At 67.8% G+C, this 22,370-nt stretch carries 22 protein-coding genes; 4 read left to right on the forward strand and 18 right to left on the reverse strand.

Going from position 1 to position 22,370, the window contains the following annotated elements; translation table 11 throughout:
- Positions 1–266 precede the first annotated feature (266 nt).
- Together G6N36_RS07955 and G6N36_RS07960 are read right to left on the reverse strand one after the other, a co-directional pair.
- A complete protein-coding gene (locus G6N36_RS07955; protein ID WP_163690539.1) occupies positions 267–815 on the reverse strand; it encodes a DUF1802 family protein in 549 nt (182 codons plus the stop codon).
- Positions 816–826: 11 nt separating this feature from the next.
- Positions 827–1,108: a DUF2277 domain-containing protein gene (locus G6N36_RS07960; protein WP_163686032.1), complete on the reverse strand. Its 282-nt coding sequence runs from the start codon at positions 1,106–1,108 to the stop codon at positions 827–829.
- Between the two features lie 22 nt (positions 1,109–1,130).
- Here G6N36_RS07960 and G6N36_RS07965 point away from each other — a divergent pair, with 22 nt between their 5' ends.
- Both G6N36_RS07965 and G6N36_RS07970 read left to right on the forward strand, forming a co-directional pair.
- Positions 1,131–1,898 (forward strand): enoyl-CoA hydratase, encoded by a 768-nt coding sequence (locus G6N36_RS07965; RefSeq protein ID WP_163686033.1) that lies wholly within the window; start codon positions 1,131–1,133, stop codon positions 1,896–1,898.
- The gene (locus G6N36_RS07970; protein ID WP_163686034.1) at positions 1,895–2,461 is read left to right on the forward strand and encodes a class I SAM-dependent methyltransferase; all 567 of its coding nucleotides are present in this window, start codon (positions 1,895–1,897) and stop codon (positions 2,459–2,461) included. The genes G6N36_RS07965 and G6N36_RS07970 overlap by 4 nt, the downstream gene beginning before the upstream one ends.
- A 1-nt stretch (position 2,462) precedes the next feature.
- Here G6N36_RS07970 and G6N36_RS07975 read toward each other — a convergent pair whose 3' ends face one another.
- From G6N36_RS07975 to rimP, 8 genes are all read right to left on the reverse strand, one after another.
- The gene (locus G6N36_RS07975; protein WP_163686035.1) at positions 2,463–2,915 is read right to left on the reverse strand and encodes a hypothetical protein; all 453 of its coding nucleotides are present in this window, start codon (positions 2,913–2,915) and stop codon (positions 2,463–2,465) included.
- Positions 2,916–2,925: 10 nt separating this feature from the next.
- Entirely contained in the window at positions 2,926–4,290 is a 1,365-nt protein-coding gene (locus G6N36_RS07980; RefSeq protein WP_163686036.1) for an MATE family efflux transporter, read from the reverse strand.
- Between the two features lie 33 nt (positions 4,291–4,323).
- Complete coding sequence (locus G6N36_RS07985; RefSeq protein WP_163686037.1) at positions 4,324–5,328, reverse strand: DHH family phosphoesterase; 1,005 nt, start codon at positions 5,326–5,328, stop codon at positions 4,324–4,326.
- Entirely contained in the window at positions 5,303–5,818 is a 516-nt protein-coding gene (rbfA, locus tag G6N36_RS07990) for a 30S ribosome-binding factor RbfA (RefSeq protein ID WP_163686038.1), read from the reverse strand. Before rbfA ends, G6N36_RS07985 begins: the two co-directional genes overlap by 26 nt.
- A gap of 34 nt (positions 5,819–5,852) precedes the next feature.
- Entirely contained in the window at positions 5,853–8,591 is a 2,739-nt protein-coding gene (gene infB, locus G6N36_RS07995) for a translation initiation factor IF-2 (RefSeq protein WP_163686039.1), read from the reverse strand.
- Between the two features lie 67 nt (positions 8,592–8,658).
- Entirely contained in the window at positions 8,659–9,039 is a 381-nt protein-coding gene (locus G6N36_RS08000; RefSeq protein ID WP_163686040.1) for a YlxR family protein, read from the reverse strand.
- A gap of 75 nt (positions 9,040–9,114) precedes the next feature.
- On the reverse strand, positions 9,115–10,116 hold the full coding sequence (gene nusA / locus G6N36_RS08005; RefSeq protein ID WP_083127540.1) for a transcription termination factor NusA: 1,002 nt from the start codon (positions 10,114–10,116) through the stop codon (positions 9,115–9,117).
- Positions 10,113–10,652: a ribosome maturation factor RimP gene (rimP, locus tag G6N36_RS08010; RefSeq protein ID WP_163686041.1), complete on the reverse strand. Its 540-nt coding sequence runs from the start codon at positions 10,650–10,652 to the stop codon at positions 10,113–10,115. Before rimP ends, nusA begins: the two co-directional genes overlap by 4 nt.
- 146 nt (positions 10,653–10,798) lie before the next feature.
- Between rimP and G6N36_RS08015 the strand changes: the two genes are divergently transcribed.
- Positions 10,799–11,308: a hypothetical protein gene (locus G6N36_RS08015; RefSeq protein ID WP_179964738.1), complete on the forward strand. Its 510-nt coding sequence runs from the start codon at positions 10,799–10,801 to the stop codon at positions 11,306–11,308.
- A complete protein-coding gene (locus tag G6N36_RS08020) occupies positions 11,305–11,814 on the forward strand; it encodes a ferritin-like domain-containing protein (RefSeq protein ID WP_163686043.1) in 510 nt (169 codons plus the stop codon). Before G6N36_RS08015 ends, G6N36_RS08020 begins: the two co-directional genes overlap by 4 nt.
- Before the next feature lie 27 nt (positions 11,815–11,841).
- Here G6N36_RS08020 and G6N36_RS08025 read toward each other — a convergent pair whose 3' ends face one another.
- The 8 genes from G6N36_RS08025 to G6N36_RS08060 form a co-directional block, all read right to left on the reverse strand.
- Complete coding sequence (locus G6N36_RS08025) at positions 11,842–13,584, reverse strand: proline--tRNA ligase (RefSeq protein WP_163686044.1); 1,743 nt, start codon at positions 13,582–13,584, stop codon at positions 11,842–11,844.
- Positions 13,585–13,611: 27 nt separating this feature from the next.
- The gene (locus G6N36_RS08030) at positions 13,612–15,114 is read right to left on the reverse strand and encodes an MFS transporter (protein WP_163686045.1); all 1,503 of its coding nucleotides are present in this window, start codon (positions 15,112–15,114) and stop codon (positions 13,612–13,614) included.
- A gap of 70 nt (positions 15,115–15,184) precedes the next feature.
- Positions 15,185–16,690 carry an MFS transporter gene (locus G6N36_RS08035; RefSeq protein WP_235690244.1) on the reverse strand — a complete coding sequence of 502 codons (1,506 nt, stop codon included), beginning with the start codon at positions 16,688–16,690 and terminating at the stop codon, positions 15,185–15,187.
- A 107-nt stretch (positions 16,691–16,797) separates the two neighbouring features.
- Positions 16,798–17,994, reverse strand: a complete 1,197-nt coding sequence (gene cobA / locus G6N36_RS08040) for a uroporphyrinogen-III C-methyltransferase (RefSeq protein ID WP_163686047.1) — start codon at positions 17,992–17,994, stop codon at positions 16,798–16,800.
- Positions 17,995–18,003: 9 nt separating this feature from the next.
- Entirely contained in the window at positions 18,004–19,386 is a 1,383-nt protein-coding gene (locus G6N36_RS08045) for a cobyrinic acid a,c-diamide synthase CobB (protein WP_276067092.1), read from the reverse strand.
- Positions 19,380–19,994: a cob(I)yrinic acid a,c-diamide adenosyltransferase gene (gene cobO, locus G6N36_RS08050; protein ID WP_163686048.1), complete on the reverse strand. Its 615-nt coding sequence runs from the start codon at positions 19,992–19,994 to the stop codon at positions 19,380–19,382. The genes G6N36_RS08045 and cobO overlap by 7 nt, the downstream gene beginning before the upstream one ends.
- A 36-nt stretch (positions 19,995–20,030) precedes the next feature.
- Positions 20,031–21,854 (reverse strand): magnesium chelatase subunit D family protein, encoded by a 1,824-nt coding sequence (locus tag G6N36_RS08055; protein ID WP_163686049.1) that lies wholly within the window; start codon positions 21,852–21,854, stop codon positions 20,031–20,033.
- Entirely contained in the window at positions 21,851–22,297 is a 447-nt protein-coding gene (locus tag G6N36_RS08060; protein WP_163686050.1) for a GNAT family N-acetyltransferase, read from the reverse strand. Before G6N36_RS08060 ends, G6N36_RS08055 begins: the two co-directional genes overlap by 4 nt.
- Between the last annotated feature and the right edge of the window lie 73 nt (positions 22,298–22,370).

Consider the following 22,370-nt stretch of genomic DNA (forward strand, 5'->3'; position numbering starts at 1 on the left):
GCGTACTCGTCACGCTTGCGCCAGCGGCGCCCGGCGCCGACGCGATGGCGGCGGCAACCGCCCCGGCGCCCAACAGCGTTGCGAAAGTTCGCGGCTTGATGTCCATTTTCTTCTCCCTCATCCATTCCTGTTGTGCCAGACAATCGACGAATTTGTCGATGTTTATTCTGTACAACATTCAATTTAGGGAGCAATCAAGCGCACGTCGCGTACCTCATATCCAATTCAAATAATGGGTGTGTGTCCGCAACTTGCAGCAAAGTGACTCAGCCGACGGCTCGGCGAACCTGCTCGGCAACATCCTCGAGCGCGTCCGCCGGGTGCACCGGCGGTGCCCAGGCCGGATCGACGGGCAGCGGCACCCAGCTCTTACAGCCGGCGTACTCGGGCGTGCGCGGTAGACGCACGGGTTCCCGCAACGGGCTGGCCTGCACCACCAGCACGGTGAGACGGTGTTTGGGGCGGAAGTCCAGCCGATCGGCCCGTACCGATGCGACGGTCCAGATGTGCAGCGCCTCAATTTCGTCGAGGCTTTCGGGCCGGCCGACCTCGATGGCGGCGACAACTTTGGCGCCGGCCCGCAGGACGACCTCGGCCTCGGTGCTGTCGGCGGCCGCGGCGTCGAGCAGGTCGTGGTGTTCGGGCCTTACCCGCTCGCTATGGCTGTGGGCGACCGTGGGAAAGAACAAGAAGCGTGATGCGCTGAGCGCGAACCGCTTCTCGTGGATGCCGCCCTTGCGTAGCAGCACCGTCTGCCTGCCGTCGAGCAGGCCGTGCACCGCCGCGCTCCACTCCTTGAGTGCGGGCTGGGTCAGCGTCTGCGCAGTCACCCGGTGCCGGCGGCTCGGGCCTCGATGCGCGCCCGCACCTCGGGACGCCGCAGCGGTGGAATCGTCTTGGGCGGTTGGCGCCGTGGCGCCAGCCCGGCCAACAGCCGGGTGGTGATCGCGGTGACCTCGGCGACGGCCTCCTCGAAGGCTTCGACGTTCGCCCCGGAGGGCCGCGTGATTCCGCTGACTTTGCGGACGTACTGACGTGAGGCCGCTTCGATTTCCTCCGCGGTGGCTGCCGGCTCCAGTCCGCGTAGCTCGGTGATGTTTCGGCACATGACTCCACGATAGGTTCGAGCCATGACAGACCCCAACAACACCGACATCCTGCTGATCAACACCCAGGATCGGGTGCGGACGCTGACGCTGAACCGCCCGCAGGCGCGCAATGCCCTGTCCTACACGCTGCGCACCGAGTTCTTCCAAGCGCTGCGGGATGCGGAGACCGCCGATGACGTCGACGTCGTCATCTTCACCGGCACCGACCCGGTGTTCTGCGCGGGACTGGACCTCAAGGAACTCGGCGACACCACCGAGCTGCCCGACATCTCGCCGAAGTGGCCCGCGATGACCAAGCCGGTGATCGGCGCGATCAACGGCGCGGCGGTGACGGGCGGATTGGAGCTCGCGCTGTACTGCGACATCCTCATCGCTTCGGAGAACGCCCGGTTCGCCGACACCCACGCCCGGGTCGGGCTGCTTCCGACCTGGGGTTTGTCCGTGCGGCTACCGCAGAAGGTCGGTGTCGGAATGGCGCGCCGGATGAGCATGACCGGTGACTACCTCTCGGCCACCGAGGCTCTGCGCGCCGGTCTGGTCACCGAGGTCGTGCCGCACGACGAGCTGATGCCCGCCGCGCGCAGGGTGGCGGCGTCGATCGTCGGCAACAACCAGAAGGCGGTGCGGGCCCTGCTGGCGTCCTATCACCGCATCGACGATGCCGGTACCGCCGAGGGCCTGGCGCTCGAGGCCGACTCGGCGATCGCGTGGATGCGCTCGGCCAGCGGAGACGACATCGCCGCCAACCGCGCCGCGGTATTCGAACGGGGAAGGGCGCAGGTCCGGTGAACGAGGCCCATGAGCGCTGCGGCAGCGACGAATGGCGTCAGATGATTCGCGAGGTCATCCTGCCGTGGGCGTTAGGCGAAACCGACTTGGGAGACGACGTTTTGGAGGTCGGTCCCGGCTATGGCGCTACCACCGACGTGCTCAGCGAGTCGGTGCCGAAGCTGACGTCGGTGGAGATCGACGAGCAGCTTGCAGCGATGCTGACGGATCGTTTCGCCGACGTGCCCGGTGTCGAAATCGTGCGCGGCGATGCGACGGCGCTGACGTACGAGGACGACCGGTTCACCGGTGCAGCGTGTTTCACGATGCTGCATCACGTGCCGACCATCGAGTTGCAGGACCGGCTGTTCGGCGAAGTCGCCCGCGTCCTCCGGCCAGGCGCGGCGCTGGTCGCCAGCGACAGCCTGGGCAGCGCCGAGCTCGAGGCCCATCACGAAGGCGACACGTACAACCCGGTCGACCCGGTGACACTGCAATCCCGTTTAAAGACAGCGGGTTTCGATCGTATCGAGGTACGCACGAATCCGTACGGGTGGTCGGTGATCGCGCGCGTCGCGGAATAATTCACGGACCGGGGGGAAGGTCGATGTCGACCTTGACGACCTGCTCGATTCCCGGCTGATACGTGACGGGCTCGGACGGGGTGGGGCCGAACGTCGGACTCAACTCACCGCCGGGGCCGGAGAACTGGACGTTGAAGGCCGGCCTCGTCGGCGCGCTCGTGATGTACAGCGCCTCGCAGACGCCGTCGGAGAGTCGAGAGCGGAAGAACTGACCGACGGCCACTTTGGGGCTGTCGGTCGCAATGCCGCCCTCGGAGAGGACCACCGACGATCCTCGGCGAACGGGCCCGAGCGCTGACGTGCCGACGCACTGGTCGTCGCCGTCCACCGGGGCGAACGACTGGCGGATCTGCACGTAGACCGCTGTGCCGACGGTCGGCTCCGCGGCCGCCGACGGCACCGCAACCAGACTTGCCGCGGCGCCGGCGGCAAGGGCGATTGCGAGCCGTGTCATGGCAGTCAGCCTAACCAGTGCCCGGCACCAGCCAGCGTCCGGAGAACGCCCGCCAGCCGACGAACACGAGCCGCAGCACCATGAACGTCGACAGCCCGGCCCAGATACCGAGCAGACCCCAGCCGTAACCCAGCGACAGCCAGATCAACGGCAGGAACCCGACCAGCGCACTGATCAATGTGGCATTGCGCATGAATTTGGCGTCACCGGCGCCCAGCAGCACCCCGTCGAGCGCGAAAACGATTCCGGCGACCGGCAATTGAGCGACCATGAACCACCACGGGACGCCGATCGCGTCGAGCACCGAACGGTCGTCGGTGAAAATGCTCGGGATCACCGAGGCGCCGATGGCGAACACACCTGCCAGCAGCGCGGAGGCGAGGGTGGAGAAAATCGTGACCCGCCACGCAACCGATCTTGCGTGCGCCAGCTGACCCGCGCCCAACGCGGCACCGACCAGCGACTGTGCGGCGATCGCCAGCGAGTCCAGCACCAGGGCGAGGAAATTCCACAGTTGAAGCACCACCTGGTGCGCCGCGACCGCGGCGGCGCCGAACCTGGCGGCGACAGCGCCCGCGGAGACGAAGCACGCCTGGAAGGCCAGGGTGCGCAACAGCAGGTCACGCCCCAGCACGACCTGTGCCCGCAGGATCGCCGGATCGATCCGCAGGGACACCCGCTCGACGTACAGGGCGCGCAAAAAGAGGAGCGCAGCGAGCCACTGGCCGACGAGGTTGGCCAACGCCGAGCCCTCCAGTTCGAGCCTCGGCATCCCCAGCCAGCCGTACACCAGCAGTGGGCACAGCACGGCCGACAACACGAACCCCGTTACGACATAGCGCAGCGGGCGCACGGTGTCCTGCACGCCGCGCATCCACCCGTTGCCCGCCGCCGAGATGAGGATCGCCGGAACGCCGAAAATCGCGATGCGGACCCACGGCAGGGCCTCGTCCGCGATCTCGCCGCCCTCCGACGCCCCAGCCAGCGCTGATACGAGCGGCACGGCGCAGACCTGGACCACGACGACGATCACCATGCCCAGACCCAGTGCCAGCCAGGTCGCCTGCAGGCCTTCACCGACCGCGGCCCGACGATCGCCTGCGCCGAAGAACCGCGCCGAGCGCGCGGTGGTGCCGTAGGACAGGAACGTCATCTGGGAGCTGAGCGTCGCCAGGATCAGCCCGCCGATGGCGAGGCCGGCCAGCGGCAAGGCACCCAGGCGGCCGACGATGGCGATGTCGAACAGCAGATACATCGGCTCTGCGGCCAGCACCCCGAGAGCCGGTAGCGCCAGTCCGGCGATGCGGCGGCCGGTCGTCCCCGGCTGACGCGTGGGCCCAGTCGGGACCGCCGGGCCGTCGGCCGGTTCAGTCAATGTGCCGGCTGATGGAGGCGCGCGCAGACAGAGTCAGCGGAGGGCCTCGCGGAGCGCCCGTACGACGTCGTCGGCGGACCCGATCGCCGAATAGCCGGCCGCCTGTCGATGCCCACCGCCGCCGAACGTGCTGGCGAGCGTCGCCAGGTCGTAGGACTTCGAGCGCATCGACACCGACCAGTGCCCGGGCTCGATCTCCTTGAAGACCGCGGCCACCTCGGCCTGTTGGGTCGTGCGCACGATGTCGACGATGCTCTCGACCTCCTCGGGCCGCGCTTTCTCCCATTCCTGGTGTCCCACAACGGTATACACCAGGCCGCGACCGTCGGCGGCGTCAGGCAGCAGTTGCGCCGACGCCAGCACGCGCGACAGCATCGGCAGCCACGCGAACGGGTGCGTGTCGAGCAGGGTCCGACTGATCGAGGCGTTGTCGACGCCCAACTCGACGAGCCGGGCGGCCAGGCGGTGCGCGCGGGCGCTGGCCCAGCGGAATGAACCGGTGTCGGTGGTGAGCCCGGCGTACAGACAGTGCGCGACTCCGAGATCGATCGGCTTGCCCCAGGCGTCGAGGAGTTCGGCCACCAGCATGGTGGTGGAGTCCGCGGAGGGGTCGACGAAGTTGGCGGTGCCGAACATCAGGTTGGAGGCGTGGTGGTCGATGACCAACACCTCGCGGTCGGGGTCGGGGTCGGCCAGCTCACTCAGTGCACCGAGGCGATTGACGCTGGGGATGTCGACGGTCACCACCAGATCGGCGTCACGGAGCATCGCGTCGGGCTCGACGAGAAGGTGTGCGCCGGGCAGCGTCTGCAGCGATTCGGGCAGCTCGGCCGGTGCGGCGAAGCTGACCTGAACGGTTTTGCCCGAATTGTCGAGCACCAGCGCCAAAGCCAAACCGGCGCCCAACGTATCCGCGTCGGGATACACGTGGCACACGACACTGACACTGTGCGCCGCGGCCAGCAGGTCGGCCGCGCCACGGGCGTCTATCCGGTCGCCCATGGCGGGTGCGTCAGTCGCTTTGTCGATCGCGGTCACCGGTGTCCTCAGCGTCGAACTCGTCGTCTCGGTCCCCCGTGAATGTTTCCGTTCCCAGCGCCCCTTCTACACGGTACGGGTCAGCATCCCCGGCGTGCTGAGCGCCTTCACGAACTCTCGCCAAATCCTCATCCGCGGCGCGCGCGCGAGCCAGCAGCTCCTCCATCCGGTTCGCCGCATCGGGCACGGTGTCCCGCGCGAACGCCAAGGTAGGGGTGAAGCGCACGCCAAGCGCCGCTCCCACCCTCGAGCGCAGGACACCCGTCGCCTTCGACAGCCCGGCCTCCGCGCTGGCGTAATCCGGCTCCTCGTCGAGCGAACTGCCCAGAACGGTGTAGTACAGCGTGGCGTCGTGCAGGTCGTTCGTCACCTTGGCGTCGGTGATCGTCACGCCGGCCAGTCGCGGATCCTTGATCTCGTACTCGATCGCCGTGGCGACGATCTCGGATATGCGCTTGGCCAGCCGGCGTGCCCGTGCCGGATCGGGCATACTCAGACCCTCTGTTCTTGGCCTGAGCGGCTCGTCACGTGCGTTCCTTCTCGACGAGCTCGTACGCCTCGATCACGTCGCCCTCCTTGATGTCGGAGTACGTCAGCGTCAGACCACACTCGTATCCGTCGCGCACCTCGGTGACGTCGTCCTTCTCCCGTCGCAACGACGAGATCGTGACGGTCTCGGCCACCACGACGTTGTCGCGAAGCAGTCGCGCCTTCGCGTTGCGCCGGATGAGACCGGAGGTGACGAGGCAACCGGCGATGTTGCCGACCTTCGACGAACGGAAGATCGCGCGGATCTCGGCGCGGCCGAGCTCCTTCTCCTCGTAGACCGGTTTGAGCATGCCCTTGAGCGCACTCTGGATCTCGTCGATGGCCTGGTAGATCACCGAGTAGTACCGGATGTCGACGCCCTCGCGGTTGGCCAGCTCGGTGGCCTTGCCCTCGGCACGGACGTTGAAGCCGATGATGATCGCATCCGAGGCCGACGCCAGGTTGACGTTGGTCTCGGTGACACCACCGACGCCGCGGTCGATGACCCGCAGCTCGACCTCGTCGTCGATCTCGATACCGAGCAGGGCCTCTTCCAGCGCCTCGACGGTGCCGGAGTTGTCGCCCTTGAGGATCAAGTTGAGCTGCGACGTCTCCTTCAACGCTGCATCGAGATCGTCCAGGCTGATCCGCTTACGCGTGCGCGCGGCCAGCGCGTTGCGCTTGCGCGCGCTGCGCCGGTCGGCGATCTGCCGGGCGATGCGGTCCTCGTCGACGACGAGCAGGTTGTCACCGGCGCCGGGCACCGACGTGAACCCGACAACCTGCACCGGGCGTGACGGCAGCGCCTCTTCGACATCCTCGCCGTGTTCGTCGACCATGCGCCGGACGCGGCCATACGCGTCGCCGGCCACGATCGAGTCACCGACGCGCAACGTGCCGCGCTGGATGAGCACAGTGGCAACCGGTCCGCGACCGCGGTCCAGGTGCGCCTCGATGGCCACACCTTGGGCTTCCATATCGGGGTTGGCTCGAAGGTCGAGTGCGGCATCTGCGGTCAGTAGCACCGCCTCGAGCAGCGCCTGGATGTTGGTGCCCTGCTTGGCCGAGATGTCGACGAACATCGTGTCGCCACCGAAGTCCTCAGCGACCAGGTTGTACTCGGTGAGCTGGGCCCGGATCTTGGACGGGTCGGCCCCCTCTTTGTCGATCTTGTTGACCGCCACCACAATCGGCACGTCGGCCGCCTGTGCGTGGTTGATGGCCTCCACCGTCTGCGGCATGACGCCGTCATCGGCCGCGACCACCAGGATCGCGATGTCGGTGGCCTTCGCTCCGCGCGCACGCATGGCGGTGAACGCCTCGTGGCCCGGGGTGTCGATGAAGGTGATCGGCCGTTCGCTGCCGTCGTGTTCGACGGCAACCTGGTAGGCGCCGATGTGCTGGGTGATGCCGCCGGCCTCGCCCTCACGCACACTGGCGTTACGGATGGTGTCGAGCAGTCGGGTCTTGCCGTGGTCGACGTGACCCATGACGGTGACGACCGGCGGCCGGACCTCCAAGGCGGACTCGTCCCCTGCGTCTTCTCCGTAGGACAGGTCAAAAGACTCCAGCAGTTCGCGGTCCTCGTCCTCCGGGGACACGACCTGCACGACGTAGTTCATCTCGCCGCCGAGCAGTTCGAGGGTCTCGTCACCGACGGACTGGGTGGCGGTCACCATCTCGCCGAGATTGAACAGTGCCTGCACCAGGGCTGCTGGGTTGGCATCGATCTTCTCGGCGAAGTCCACCAGCGATGCGCCGCGGGCCAGCCGGATGACCTCCCCATTGCCGTGCGGCAACCGCACGCCACCGACGACGGGTGCCTGCATGTTCTCGTATTCGGCGCGCTTCGCCCGCTTCGACTTGCGTCCACGCTTGGGCGCACCGCCGGGGCGGCCGAACGCACCCGCAGCGCCACCGCGCTGGCCGGGACGACCGCCACCACCGGGACGACCCCGGAAACCTCCAGCAGCCGCTCCGCCTGCGGCGCCACCACCGCCGGCGCCACCGCCACGGTAATTACCGCCGCCGCCACCGCCGCCGGGACCGCCTGGACGACCACCGCCGCTGCCGCCACCTGGACCACGGCCACCTGGACCGGGACGGGGGCCGCCGGGGCGACCGCCGCCGGCGCCGACACCGGGCCGGGGTCCGGCCGGACGCGGAGGCATGTTGCCCGGCGACATGCCCGGGCGAGGAGCTCCTGGCCGCGGGGCACCCGGACGGGGCGCCTGCGGACGCGGAGCCGGCCGCTCGACAGGCGTCTGGGAAGAGAAAGGATTGTTGCCGACGCGCGGTGCCCGCGCGGCGGGCTTGGGCGCCGGGCCTGGCCGCGGACCGGGCGTCGCACCCGGGGTCGGTCCAGGCTGAGCCGGGGGTGCGGCCGGTGGGGCCGCGGGTTGCGGCGTCGCGGCGGCTGCCGGGGGTGCCGCAGGCTCCTCGGGTGCTGCGGGCGGGGGCGCAGGCGCCGCCGGCTTGGGAGCGCCGGGCTTCGCGGTCGTCGCGGCGGGCTTGGCCGGTGCGCTGGCCGGCGAACCATTGCCACTTGCCGGGGCCTTCTCCGCGGCGGGTTTGCCGCCGCCGAAGGATTCGCGCAACCGGCGCGCAACGGGGGCCTCCACCGTGGAGGACGCGGATTTGACGAATTCGCCCTGATCGCTCAGGCGGGCGAGAACTTCTTTACTGGTGACACCGAGCTCTTTTGCCAACTCGTGTACACGGGCCTTACCTGCCACTACAACTCCTGTCTAGGAGGCGGCAGCGGTGGTCGGCGCCGCGCCTCGGGTTAGCTATGACGCATGGTCATCGAGACTTCACGGTGTGCTCATGTTCTTCGCTACCTGTCCTGTCGCCTTGGTGCGCGGCCACTTCAGCGCCTCGAACTGCGCTCAAGTGCTCTTGCACCGCGGTGGTGTCCGGTGAACCGGTGATCCGTAACGCTCGGACGAATGCTCGCCGTCGGATTGCTACGTCTAGACACTCCGGATCGGGATGCAACCAGGCACCCCGCCCCGGCAGCTTTCTGGCGGTGTCAACGGTCACGGCACATTCGCCATTCCCGCCGTCCGCAGCCACTACACGAAGCAGTTCGACGGCCAGCTCTCGCTTCCGGCAGCCGACGCACGTACGGACCGGTCCTTCTGGTCGTCTATGCGGCGAAGCCGGAGTCTCGCGCTGGATCACGGTTCAGTCTAGCCATACCTGGTCGATGCACCTAAATGGCCGTCCGTGCCGATCGGTCGCGGCACCAACAGCGGGTCATCCAGCCGGTACGGCCTCTGCATCGCTGCGGATGTCGATACGCCACCCCGTCAGCCGGGCAGCGAGCCGGGCGTTTTGCCCTTCCTTGCCGATCGCGAGCGACAGCTGAAAATCCGGCACGACGACGCGAGCGGCGCGAGCGGCCTCGTCGATGACGCTCACCGACACGACCTTGGCCGGTGAGAGCGCGTTGGCCACGAACTTCGCCGGGTCGGGGTCGAAGTCGATGATGTCGATCTTCTCGCCGGACAACTCGCTCATCACGTTGCGTACCCGCTGGCCCATGGGACCGATGCAGGCGCCCTTGGCGTTGAGCCCCGGCACCCGCGACGTCACCGCGATCTTGGACCGGTGGCCGGCCTCGCGGGCGACCGCCACGATCTCGACCGACCCTTCGGCGATCTCGGGGACCTCCAGCGAGAACAGCTTGCGCACCAGGTTGGGGTGGGTGCGCGACAGCGTGATCAACGGTTCGCGTGCGCCGCGGGTGACGCCGACGACGTAGCAACGCAGGCGGTCGCCGTGTTCGTAGCGCTCCCCCGGCACCTGTTCAGCCGACGGGATGACGCCTTCGGATCCCTTGGTCTCACTGCCCATGCGCACGACGACGAGGCCGCGCGCATTGGCTCGGGCATCGCGCTGTATGACACCGGCGACGATGTCACCCTCGCGGGCCGAGAACTCGCCGTAGTTCTTCTCGTTCTCGGCATCGCGCAACCGCTGCAGGATCACCTGACGCGCGGTGGTCGCCGCGATGCGGCCGAAACCCTCTGGCGTGTCGTCCCATTCGGAGATGACGTTGCCGTCCTCGTCGGTTTCTCGCGCGAGCACCTGCACGACGCCCGTCTTGCGGTCGATCTCGATGCGCGCGTCCGCCTCGTGCCCCTCGGTGTGGCGGTACGCCGTCAGCAGCGCCGACTTGATGGTTTCGACAACGACGTCGACCGAAATCCCTTTGTCAGCCTCAATGGCGTGCAATGCCGCCATGTCGATGTTCACCGCGGGCCCCCCTTCCCAGCTTGACCGGTCAGCTCCAACTCATGCTTGTTCGGAGGTGAAAACTCAACCTGCACAACCGCTTTGGCGATGTCCTCCATCGATAGCTCACGGACCGACAGATCGGCACCACGCCCTTTACGTACCACCAATCGCACGGTGCCATCGCTGGTTTCACCTAATCTGCCAGTCAATTCGGCGCCATCGGACAGCGTCAGCTCGACCTTGCGGCCGCGCGCGCGACGGAAGTGCTTCTCGGTGGTCAGCGGGCGGTCCACTCCCGGCGACGTGACCTCGAGGACGTATGGCGTCGCGTCGCCGTCGACACGGTCCAACAGTTCGGATGCGGATCGTGACAGTGCGGCGGCCGAATCCAGATTCAGACCGTCGTCGCTATCGGCCACCACCGTGATGCGGGGCGGACGCGCTGCGGCGTCAATAATGACGTCTTCGATGTCGTAGCCTGCGCGCGCGAATTCACCACCAAGCAGCTCGATGACCTGCTGCTGCGAAGGTAATCCCGCAGACCGCTCCGTCACGGCGAGCTCCTCATCTTGAATTGTTCGGACACAGGTTCGGCGTGTCCTGGCACTTGGACACTGAAACCGCCTTTCAACGATACGCCAGCGCCGCCGCGGCAACCGGCAAAAGCGCGGTGGGCGTCGGCGGTCGCTGCAATGGCAAGATGTTGCACGTGCCGAGCCCGAACCCGACCGTCAGCAGGCGGCGAGTGCTGATCGGTACGGCGGCCTTGGCATTGCTCGGCGCGTCGGCGGCCGCGTGCGGTTCGTCGGAACCGCCTCCCGAGGTCGGCGAGCTGGCCGCCCAACTCGAACGGGCCCGCAGCGACAGCCAATTGGCCACCGACGCGGCGGCCGCCGCGCGGGGCGACATCGTCGAGGCCTTGAACGCCGTCGCGTCCGAGCGAGCGGCGCACGCTCAGGCGCTGACCGACGAACTGGTCAGGATGCGCGGGACGGATGCGCCCACCGCCACCCCGACCAGCACGACGGCGGCGCCGTCCACGGCCCCGATGGTGAAGGACGTCATCTCCGCGCTGACGCAGTCCGCGTCCAGCGCGACCGCGCTGGCGACCAAGATGTCGGGTTACCGAGCCGGCCTGCTGGGCTCGATCGCCGCGGCATGCACCGCGGCCTACACGGTGGCATTGGTTCCGCCGGGGAGCACGCAATGACGTCCCCCGAACCGACACCCTCGACGACGACGTCGTCGAGGGCCGCCGAACCGACCAGCCCGGCGCGGCCGCAGAACGCCGCCGACGCCGCGCTGTTCGACGCGATCGCGACGGCGCAGGCGTCGATCTACGGCTACGGCATCGTGTCGGCTCATTCCGTTCCCGACCTGAACTACCTCGTGTCGTCGTCGATGGCCGCGCACCGCCGACAGCGCGAGGAGGCGTTGGCGATGCTGCAGGCGCGTTCCGTGGACGCCCCGCTGCCCGCGGCAGGGTACGAGTTGCCGATCGAGGTGGACAACCCCACCGACGCGGCCAATCTCGCGGTGCGAATGGAAGAAGACTCCGCGGTCGCGTGGCGGGCCGTCGTGGAACAGGCCACCGACGAGAAGGAGCGCGCGTTCGCGGTGGGCGCGCTGACGGATTGCGCGGTCAGGGCGGCACGATGGACCCGCGCTCTGGGCACGACGCCGATCACGGTCGCCTTCCCAGGCGGCTCTGAGTAGAACCGACCTGGCGCATGTGCCCGGCGCTCAGGTTCTCAGTGCAGTCGAGATGTCAGTGGCCGCGTTTTCGATTGGGATTTCCCGGCTTTCGCCGGTGAACCGGTTGCGCAACTCCACGACGCCGTCGGCCCAGCCCCGGCCGACCACCACGATCCACGGCACACCGAGTAGCTCGGCGTCCTTGAACTTGATTCCGGGTGAGGCTTTCCGGTCATCGAGCAGCAGCTGCAGACCTTGGGCGTCCAACGCGGCGGCCAGCTCCTCGGCGCCGGCGCGGGCGGCGTCGTCCTTGTTGGCGATGACAACGTGAAGGTCGAACGGGGACACCGACGACGGCCAGCGCAGGCCCAGCTCGTCGTGGTGCTGTTCGGCGATCACCGCGACCAGCCGCGACACCCCGATGCCGTAGGACCCCATGGTCAAGCGCACCGGCTTACCGTTCTCGCCGAGCACATCGGCCTCGAACGCATTGGTGTACTTGCGGCCCAACTGGAATATGTGGCCGATCTCGATTCCACGGGCGGAAACCAGGGGTCCTGCTCCGTCGGGTGAGGGATCACCGTCGCGCACCTCGGCTGCCTCGATCGTGCCGTCGGCGACGAAGTCCCGTCCGGCGACCAAGCCCACCACGTGCTTACCCGGTTCGTCGGCGCCGGTGATCCACGACGTGCCGTCGACCACCCTCGGGTCGACCAGGAACCGAACTTTGTTGGCCAGCAACGCTTTCGGGCCGATATAGCCTTTGACCAGGAACGGGTGCTTGGCGAAGTCGGCGTCGTCGAGCAGCGCGTACTCGGCCGGTTCCAGCGCGGCGCCCAACCGCTTGTCATCGACCTCGCGATCGCCGGGCACGCCGACGGCCAGCAGTTCCCAGTCACCACCGGGCACCCGGGTCTTCAGCATCACGTTCTTGAGCGTGTCCGCGGCGGTGACCTCGCGGTCCAGTACCGAGTTGGCCCAAGCGACGAGCGTCGCGATCGTGGGCGTGTCCGGGGTGTCGTACACCGTGGCGTCGGGCTGACCCTCGATCGGCAGCGCGTCCGGGACTGCCGTGGTGACGGCCTCCACGTTGGCGGCATAACCGGATTCATCGCAGCGCACGAACGTGTCCTCGCCGATGTCGCTTTCGGCCAGGAACTCCTCGGACGCACTGCCACCCATGGCGCCGGACACCGCCGAGACGATCACGTACTTCACGCCCAGCGTGTCGAAGATGCGTTGGTAAGCGGCGCGATGCGCCTGATACTGCGCCCGCAGTCCATCGTCGTCGACGTCGAACGAATACGAATCCTTCATGACGAACTCACGCCCCCGCAGGATGCCGGCCCGCGGGCGCGCCTCGTCGCGATACTTCGTCTGGATTTGGAACAGCAGCAGCGGGAAATCCTTGTAGCTGCTGTACTCCCCCTTCACCGTCATAGTGAAGAACTCTTCGTGTGTCGGCCCCAGCATGTAGTCGTTGCGTCTGCGGTCCTGCAGCCGAAAGACGCCATCGCCGTATTCGGTCCAGCGGTTCGTGATCTCGTACGGCGCCTTGGGCAGCAGCGCGGGAAACAGAATCTCCTGCCCGCCGATACGGTTCATCTCGACGCGGACGACCGCCTCGATCTTGCGCAGCACCCGCAGACCCAGCGGCAGCCAGCTGTACAGCCCCGGGCCGATCGGGCGGACATAGCCGGCCCGGATCAACAGCTTGTGGCTGGCAACCTCGGCGTCGGCGGGGTTGTCACGCAGGGTGCGCAGGAACAGCTCGGACATGCGGGTGATCACAGCGGACAACCTTACTGATGGGCTCGACTACAGCTCGCCCGCCTCGACCGCCTCCCGGGTGTGCTGGGCGGCCGCGATCTGGCGTGCCGAGAATCCGATCCAGAACGCCGTGACGCCGACGATCACCGCAACCCCAGCGACCCAGAGCAACGAGTACGTGTAGCCGTAGCCCAGCGCATCAAGCTCCGCGGGAGTCATGTCCTTGACCGGACCCGTTGTACCGCCCAGATAGAGCGTGCGGGAGGTCTGCACGGCCTGGATCACGACCAGCACCACCGGACCGCCGAGGTTCTGCACCATCAGCGTGATCGACGACACCGGGCCGATCTCCTTCGGTCCCACCCCGGCGATCGCACACAACGGCAGGATCACCGCGATCGCGCCGATGCCGAAGCCACCGACGATGACGAGTCCGAACAGGTCCGGAAAGTACGGGACGTCGCGGTCCAGCGTCGAGCCGTACAGCATGGCGGCGAGCACGAACAACCCGCCGCCGAGGATCAGCCAGCGCGGCGCCACATGCGGCGCGAGCTTGGCCGCCACGATGCTGCCGATGCCGAACGCGATCGCAAACGGGATGAAACTCACGCCCGCGCGCAGCGGTGAATAGCCGAGCACATCCTGCACGAGCAGGCCGACCATCACGCTGAGCGTCAACATGACGCCGCCCGCAAGGAACAGCGAGATGAAGGTCATCACCCGGTTGCGGTTGTCGAACACCGAGAACGGCACGATCGGATGGTCGGCCTGGCGCTCGACGATCAGGAACGCGATGAAGAAGATCGCCGAGGCGACGCCTGCGCCGATCACCCACGGGTCGACCCAGCCTCGCGGTGGGCCCTGCGTGAACACCAGCACCGCCGAGGTGCAACCCAGAGTGGCCAGGATGGCGCCGGTGACATCGAGCTTCAGCCGTTCGTGATGCGTCTCGTTGACCTTCAGAACGGCGACGATGATGATCACGATGCCGATCGGAATGTTGATCAGGAACGCCAAGCGCCACGAGATGACGGTCAAGGCGCCGCCGAGCACCAGCCCCAGGACCGAACCGATGCCCTGCATCGCGGCCGACACCGCCATCGCGCGATTACGGGCCTGCCCGACCGCGTACGTCGTGGCAATCAGGGCCAGGCCCGTCGGTGCGGCGATCGCCGCACCGGTGCCCTGCACCGCACGCGCGACGATCAGCGTCACCCCGTCGGTGGACAGCCCGCACACCAACGACGCGATTGTGAACACGCCGACGCCGGACAGGAACGCGCGCTTGTGGCCGATGGCGTCGCCTATGCGCCCTCCGAGCAAAAGCAGCCCACCGAAAGCGAGTACGTATGCGGTGATCACCCAGCTCTTGCCGGGGTCGGAGAGGCCGAGATCGGCCTGCATTCGAGGCAGCGCGACAATGACGATGGTGCCGTCGAGCGTCGACATGAGCTGCATGCCGGTGATCGCGATGATCGCCGGGCCCAGCACCGATGACGACAGCGGTTTGGTGGCCCGGTCCGACCCTGAGGAACCGCCCACCGCAGACATGGGTTGCCAGCCTACCGACCGGAGAATCGGGTGTAGTCAGTTGCGGTGTGCGCGACCAACTACACCGAAGTCACAGCTCGCCCTGGTCGATCGCGTCCTTGACTTCCTGCGCGTGCGCCACCTGCGCGGCGGTATAGCCGATGAACAGGGCGACGGCGCCCACGATCACCGCGACCGCGGCGACCCACAGCAGGCCGTAGGTATAACCCTGATCCAGGGCGTGCAACTGCGCGGCGTCCATGTCCTTTACCGGGCCGTTGGTACCGCCCAGGTAGAGCGTGCGCGACGTGATGACGGCCTGAATGATGGCAAGCACGACCGGGCCACCGAGGTTCTGCAGCATCAGCGCGATCGCCGACACCGGGCCGATCTGGTCGAATCCCACGCCGGCGATCGCCGACAGCATCAGCGGGACCACGATCATCCCGATGCCCAAGCCACCGATCGTGATCGGCAGGACCAGGTTCGGGAAGTACGGGATGTTGGCATCCAGCGTGGAGCCGTAGATCATCGCACCGAGGACCAGAACACCGCCGGCGATCACCAGCCACCGCGGCGGGAACTTCTGCACCAGCTGCGACGACACGCCGAGGCCGATCCCGAGCGCGACCACGAACGGGATGAACCCGACGCCTGCCCGCAGCGGGCTGTAGCCCATGACGTCCTGGACGTACAGGCCGATTAGGACCGTTAGCGTGAACATCACACCGCCGGCCAGGAACACCGCGGCGAACGTCGCAACGCGGTTGCGGTCCTTGAACAGTTCCAGCGGCATCACCGGGTTCTCGGCGGTGCGCTCGACGTAGACGAACGCCAGCAGGAACGCGCAAGCGGCCAGACCGGAGCCGACGGTCAGCGGCGACACCCAGCCCTGCTCGGGCCCCATCGAGAACGCGAACACCGCGGCGGTGCAGCCGAGCGTGGCCAGGATCGCGCCGGTGGCGTCGAGCTTCAGCCGCTCACGGTGCGTTTCGCGCAGCGTCCTGCGGGCCAGGTGGATCATCAGTAGGCCGATGGGGATGTTGATCAGGAATGCCCAGCGCCAGGACACCTCGGTCAGCGCGCCGCCGACGATGAGGCCCATGACAGATCCGATGCCCGTCATGGCGGCGAAGATCGCGGTCGCGGCGTTGCGCGCGGGTCCCTTCGGGAACGTGGTCGCTATCAGCGCCAGAGCGGTCGGCGATGCGATCGCCGCGCCCACACCCTGCAGCAACCGGGCGGTGACCAGGGTCGCCTCGTTCCAGGCGAGACCGCACAGCACCGAGGCGATCGTGAACAGCGTGACGCCGACGATGAAGGTGCGCTTGCGCCCGATGACGTCGCCGAGGCGGCCGCCGAGCAGCATCAGCCCGCCGAACGTCAAAACGTATGCGGTGATAACCCAGCTGCGACCAGCGTCGGAGAGGCTCAGCTCGTCTTGGATCTTAGGAAGCGCGACGATCGCGACGGTGCTGTCCATGGTGGCGAGCAGCTGCATGCCACCGATCGCGATGACCGCGGCGATGAACCGCCGCGAGGGCAGCCAAGCCGGGTACCTGCCGGTTCGCTCCTGGCCGGGGTAGCCCACATTCATAGGTAACGACCGGTTTGCCCCACCTTCGGCGTCGCGAAACATGGCTGCCCGCTCGGCGTCATTGAGAGCCGTCATGCGGGTTACCTTACAGTAATCTTAAGAATCCTTTAACCGCCGAAGGCCGCCACGGGGCCGATCACGATGATCGCCGGGGGACGCACGCCGTCTTCGCGGATGCGTTCGGCGGCGTCGCCGAGGGTGGCTCGCAGGGTCCGCTGCGCTGCGGTGGTGCCGTGTTGTACTACCAGGACCGGCGTTTCTGCAGGTCGCCCACCGTCCAGCAGCGCCTCGGCGAACTGCTCGATGCGCTCGACGGCCATCAGCAGCACGATCGTGCCGGACATCTGGGCCAGCGCATTCCAATTCACTAACGATTCGGGATGCTCAGGCGCAACATGCCCGCTGACCACGACGAACTCATGCGTGACGCCCCGGTGCGTGACGGGAACACCCGCCAGCGCGGGCACCGCTATGGCACTTGTCACACCCGGCACGACTGTGACGGGAATCCCGGCGTCGGCGCACGCGATCACCTCTTCGTAGCCGCGCGCGAACACGAACGGATCGCCGCCCTTTAGACGCACCACGAACTTGCCGGCCCTCGCCCGGTCGACGAGGACCTCGTTGATGGCGTCCTGGGCCATGGCGCGCCCGTACGGGATCTTGGCGGCGTCGATGACCTCGACATGCGGCGAGAGCTCGGCGAGCAGTTCCGGCGGCGCCAGACGGTCTGCGACGACAACGTCGGCCTGGGCCAGCATGCGCCTGCCGCGCACGGTGATCAGTTCAGGATCGCCGGGCCCGCCGCCGACCAACGCCACCCCACCGGGCAGCACACCCGGCGTCTCGCCGGCGATGAGCCCCTGCTGCAGGGCCTCGTGGACAGCCGACCGGATCGCCGCCGACCGGCGGTGGTCTCCACCTGCGAGCACCCCGACGGCCAGGCCCTCGTATTCGAACGAGGCGGGGGTCACCGCCGTGCCCTCGCGCGCGACGTCGGCCCGCACACAGAAGATCCGGTTCCGTTCGGCCTCGGCGACGACCGCGGCGTTTACGGCCGGGTCGTCGGTCGCCGCGATCGCGTACCAGGCACCGTTCAGGTCGCCGTCACGAAACTCTCTGAGTTCCAACGTGATTCCATCCATCGCCTCGACCGCCGGAGTGGCGCTGCGGGAGATGACGTGCACGTCGGCGCCATTGGCCACCAGCAGCGGGAGTCGGCGTTGCGCCACGGTGCCGCCCCCGACGACCACGACCTTCCTGCCACCAAGGCGCAGGCCGACGAGGTAGGCGTTCTCGGTCACCTGCCGAGTTTAGAGGTTGTGGTGGCTGGAGTAGAAACTCGACTCCGCCGCGGCGACGAAGCGCGATATCGCTTGCGGGTGTGCGGCCGGATGGGTATGCAGGTAGCTCGCGTGCACACCGCCGTCTACCGCACCGTCTTCGGTCCGATTGGCCGGGCGGTCGCCGAACACCCACGCTGGTGCATAGCCTTTGGTGAATTCCACTGCGGTGCGATGGAATTCGTGACCGACAGTACGGTCCCCGATTTCATACAGCGGCGATTCGCTCACCGCGACGGCGTTGCGGTAACCCAGCGTCAGTCGGTCGGTGAAGTGTGCCGAGCCAGACAGCACACCACACATCGGCTGCCCGTCGAGATCGTCGACCAGATAAGCCAGCCCGGCACATTCGGCGTGCACCGGTGCGCCGGATGCGGCGAGGCTCTTGATCTGTTGCCGCACAACCTCATTGCCCGACAGTTCGGTACCGAACTGTTCCGGGAAGCCGCCGGGTAGGACGAGTGCGGCGGTCCGCGGCGGCAGCGGTTCGGTCAGCGGGTCGAATTCCACGACGTCGGCGCCGGTGCCCAGTAGCAGTTCGCGATGCTCGGCGTAACCGAAGCTGAAAGCCTTGCCCGCGGCGAGCGCCACCGTCACGTCCTCGGTGACGGGACCGCCGGCCGCGGGATCCCAGGGCTCGTCGGCGACTCGGCTGGCCGCGATCTCGGTGATCGCCGCCAGGTCGACGTGACGTTCGACGCGGCCGATCATCGCCTCCACCGCGGCACGGGCCCGGATGCCGTGCTCGACGGCTGTCACGAGGCCGAGATGTCTTGACGGAACCGATAACTCGTCGACTCTCGGGATCGCGCCGAAGACGGCCAGCCCGGCGTGTTCGCACGCCTGCCGCAGCACCTCCTCGTGGCGCGTTGACCCGACGCGGTTGAGGATGACGCCGGCGACCCGGATCGTCGAGTCGAACGTCGAGAAGCCGTGCAGCAGTGCGGCGGCGCTGTGACTCTGGCCACGTGCGTCGACCACCAGGATCACAGGCGCACCGAGCAGGGCCGCCACGTGCGCAGTGGACCCTTCGGCGAGGCCCGTGAAGCCGTCGGCGATCCGCCCGTCGAACAGGCCCATCACGCCCTCGACGACCGCGATGTCGGCCGCGGCGCTGCCATGCCGATACAGCGGGCCGATGCGATGTTCGCCGAACAGAACCGGGTCCAGGTTGCGGCCAGGGCGCTGTGCGGCCAGTGCGTGGTATCCGGGATCGATGAAGTCCGGCCCGACCTTGAACGGCGCGACGGAGTGGCCCGCTTTCCGTAGGGCACCCATCAAACCCGTTGCCACAGTGGTCTTTCCACCGCCGGATGCCGGGGCGGCGATGACCACGGCGGGGGTACTCACCATTCGATGCCCTTTTGGCCCTTGCGGCCGGCGTCCATGGGGTGTTTGACCTTGGTCATCTCGGTGACGAGGTCGGCGGCGTCGAGCAATTGCTGCGGGGCGTCGCGACCGGTGATGACCACATGCTGGGTGCCGGGCCTGTGCGTCAGCACCTCGATCACCTCGTCGACGTCGATCCAGCCCCACTTCAGCGGATAGGTGAACTCGTCGAGCACATAGAAGTCGTGGCGTTCCTCGGCGAGGCGGCGGGCGATCTCTGCCCAGCCGTCGGACGCGGCGACCGCGTGATCTTCCTCGCTGCCGTGCTTACGCGACCACGACCAGCCCGCACCCATCTTGTGCCATTCGACGGCGCCGCCGACCCCGTGCTCGTCGTGCAGCCGACCCAACTGGCCGAAGGCCGTCTCTTCGCCCACCTTCCATTTGGCGCTCTTGACGAACTGGAACACCGCTACGGAAAAGCCCTGATTCCACGCCCGCAACGCCATGCCGAACGCGGCGGTCGACTTGCCCTTGCCGGCACCGGTGTGCACTGCGAGCAGTGGGGCGTTGCGTCGAGCGCGGGTGGTCAGCCCGTCCTCGGGGACGGTGGCCGGTTGACCCTGAGGCATGGGTACCTCCCTCCCTTACTTCGTGTGGGCCCAAACTCAGGCGGCGGTGCGGACGACGTCGGTGAGGTTATCCGCGCGCAGGTGCGCCAGCCGCACCGCGGGAGCACCCAGGTTGCCGGCCAGTTGCTCGGCCAAACCCAATCGCACATAGGAAGTCTCGCAGTCGACCACCACGGCGGTCGCACCTTCGGCCACCAGCCGGGCGGCCGCCTCCCGTGCGCGTCCCAGCGGATCAGGACCGCCAGTGGCTCGGCCGTCGGTCAGCACCACCACCAGACTGCGGCGTGCCCGGTCCCGAGCCTTCTCCCGGACCACCACGTCGCGCGCGGCCAGCAGTCCTTGCGCCAGTGGAGTTTTGCCGCCGGTGTCGAAACGGGCCAGGCGGCGGCTCGCGATGTGCACCGACGTCGTCGGCGGCAGCAGCAACCGGGCATCGGTCTGGCGGAACGTGATGACGGCGACCTTGTCGCGCCGCTGATACGCGTCGCGCAACAGCGACAGCGCGGCTCCGCTGACCGCCGACATCCGGTCGCGGGCGGCCATCGATCCCGACGCGTCTACGACGAAGATCACCAGATTGCCTTCCCGCCCTTCCCGAACGGCGTGACGCACATCGTCCACCGTCGGCCGCGGACGCCCGGGCACCCGCTGGTGTTCGGCCGCGGCGAGCAGCGTCCCGAATACGTGCAATCCGTGTCCCTCGTTTGCGTGTGTGGTCGACGAGATGACGGTCCCGGTGCGGTTGCGTGCCCGGGATCTGCGTCCAGGCGCCCCGTCGCCCACGCCGGGGACGACGAGCGTCCGGGTGCGGAACACCGTGGACGGCGGTGCGCTGGGTCGAGTGGATGAACGCGAATTTCCCTGTAGCGCAGCCTGATCCGATGACTCAATGGGCGGGGTTTCGCCGCCACCGGGCGGGTCGGGCTCCGGCTCAGGGTCGGCAGACTCCCCCGCCTGTTGCATCGCTTCATCGAGCTGCTCGGGATCAAGACCGGGATCGTCGAACGGGTCGCGACGTCGCCGGTGCGGCAATGCGAGTTCGGCGGCCACCCGGATGTCTTCCTCGGCGACGGTGTCGGCCCCGCGCCACGCGGCGTGCGCGACCGCCGTCCTGGCCACCACCAGATCGGCGCGCATACCGTCGACGTCGAACGCCGCGCAGAGGGTTGCGATCCGCCGTAACTCGCTGTCCGGCAACGTCACCGAGCTCAACCTGTCGCGCGCCGCGGCAATGCGGCCGACCAGTTCGGCGTCGGCCTCGGCATAGCGTTCGGCGAAGCCGACCGGGTCTGTTTCGAAAGCCATCCGTTGCCGGACGACCTCGACCCGCACATCCACATCACGGGAGGCGTGTACGTCGACGGTGAGGCCGAACCGGTCGAGCAGCTGGGGGCGCAGTTCGCCCTCTTCGGGATTCATCGTCCCGACGAGTACGAATCGCGCGTCGTGGCTGTGCGAGACGCCGTCGCGCTCGACGTGCACCCGCCCCATGGCGGCGGCGTCGAGAAGCACGTCGACGAGGTGGTCGTGCAGCAGATTGACCTCGTCGACGTAGAGAACTCCGCCGTGCGCACGGGCCAGCAGCCCGGGCGAGAACGCATGCTCACCGTCGCGCAGCACCTTCTGCAGGTCAATCGAGCCGACGACACGGTCCTCGGTCGCCCCGATGGGCAATTCGACCAGCGCGGCCCCGTCCACCGCGGCCAGCACCTCGGCCAATCCGCGCACGGCGGTCGACTTCGCCGTGCCTTTCTCGCCGCGGATCAGCACGCCACCGATCTCCGGGCGCACCGCACACAGCAGCAGCGCCAGGCGCAGGCGGTCGTGGCCGACGATCGCGCTGAACGGGTAGACCGTCATGACTTGACCATGGGGACGTGCGGGATGCCGTCGTCGAGGAATTCGGCCCCGTCGCGGACGAATCCGTGGTGGGCGTACATCTCTTCGAGGTAGGTCTGCGCGTTGATGCGGCACGGGTAATCGCCGACCTCGGCGAGTGCCGCCTGCAGCAGTCGGGTGGTGTGCCCCTGGCCGCGCGCCTCTCGCTTGGTGCAGAGGCGCCCGATGCGAAAGCCCTTCTGGCCGCCGGGATGTTCTTCCATCAGCCGCAGTGTGCAGATGACCTCGCCGTCGGCTCTTTCGAGCCAGAAGTGGCGGGTCTCGGTGAGCAGATCGCGCCCGTCCAATTCCGGGTACGGGGTGGCCTGTTCGACGACGAAGACCTCGACGCGCAACTTCAGCAGTTCGTAGAGCGTCGCGGCGTCCAGATCCTTGGCCCAGCTTCGGCGTAGCGCGACCGTCATCGGGCGCTCACCGCCCCAACGTGGTCCTCGACTATCGAGTCCACGGCTACCTGAGGGTCAGCCACCCGATCGA

The organism is Mycolicibacterium gadium, assembly GCF_010728925.1.
GTDB classification, from domain to species: Bacteria; Actinomycetota; Actinomycetes; order Mycobacteriales; family Mycobacteriaceae; genus Mycobacterium; species Mycobacterium gadium.

Bases quoted from the DNA above. Each gene is read 5' to 3' on its own strand.
- G6N36_RS08045 (WP_276067092.1), bottom strand. From the start codon at position 19,386: ATGGTGAGTACCCCCGCCGTGGTCATCGCCGCCCCGGCATCCGGCGGT.
- G6N36_RS08015 (WP_179964738.1), top strand. From the start codon at position 10,799: ATGTTGCACGTGCCGAGCCCGAACCCGACCGTCAGCAGGCGGCGAGTG.
- G6N36_RS08020 (WP_163686043.1), top strand. From the start codon at position 11,305: ATGACGTCCCCCGAACCGACACCCTCGACGACGACGTCGTCGAGGGCC.
- G6N36_RS07960 (WP_163686032.1), bottom strand. From the start codon at position 1,108: ATGTGCCGAAACATCACCGAGCTACGCGGACTGGAGCCGGCAGCCACC.
- G6N36_RS08055 (WP_163686049.1), bottom strand. From the start codon at position 21,854: ATGACGGTCTACCCGTTCAGCGCGATCGTCGGCCACGACCGCCTGCGC.
- rbfA (WP_163686038.1), bottom strand. From the start codon at position 5,818: ATGCCCGATCCGGCACGGGCACGCCGGCTGGCCAAGCGCATATCCGAG.
- cobO (WP_163686048.1), bottom strand. From the start codon at position 19,994: ATGCCTCAGGGTCAACCGGCCACCGTCCCCGAGGACGGGCTGACCACC.
- G6N36_RS08035 (WP_235690244.1), bottom strand. From the start codon at position 16,690: ATGAATGTGGGCTACCCCGGCCAGGAGCGAACCGGCAGGTACCCGGCT.
- G6N36_RS07975 (WP_163686035.1), bottom strand. From the start codon at position 2,915: ATGACACGGCTCGCAATCGCCCTTGCCGCCGGCGCCGCGGCAAGTCTG.
- G6N36_RS07965 (WP_163686033.1), top strand. From the start codon at position 1,131: ATGACAGACCCCAACAACACCGACATCCTGCTGATCAACACCCAGGAT.
- G6N36_RS08060 (WP_163686050.1), bottom strand. From the start codon at position 22,297: ATGACGGTCGCGCTACGCCGAAGCTGGGCCAAGGATCTGGACGCCGCG.
- G6N36_RS08030 (WP_163686045.1), bottom strand. From the start codon at position 15,114: ATGTCTGCGGTGGGCGGTTCCTCAGGGTCGGACCGGGCCACCAAACCG.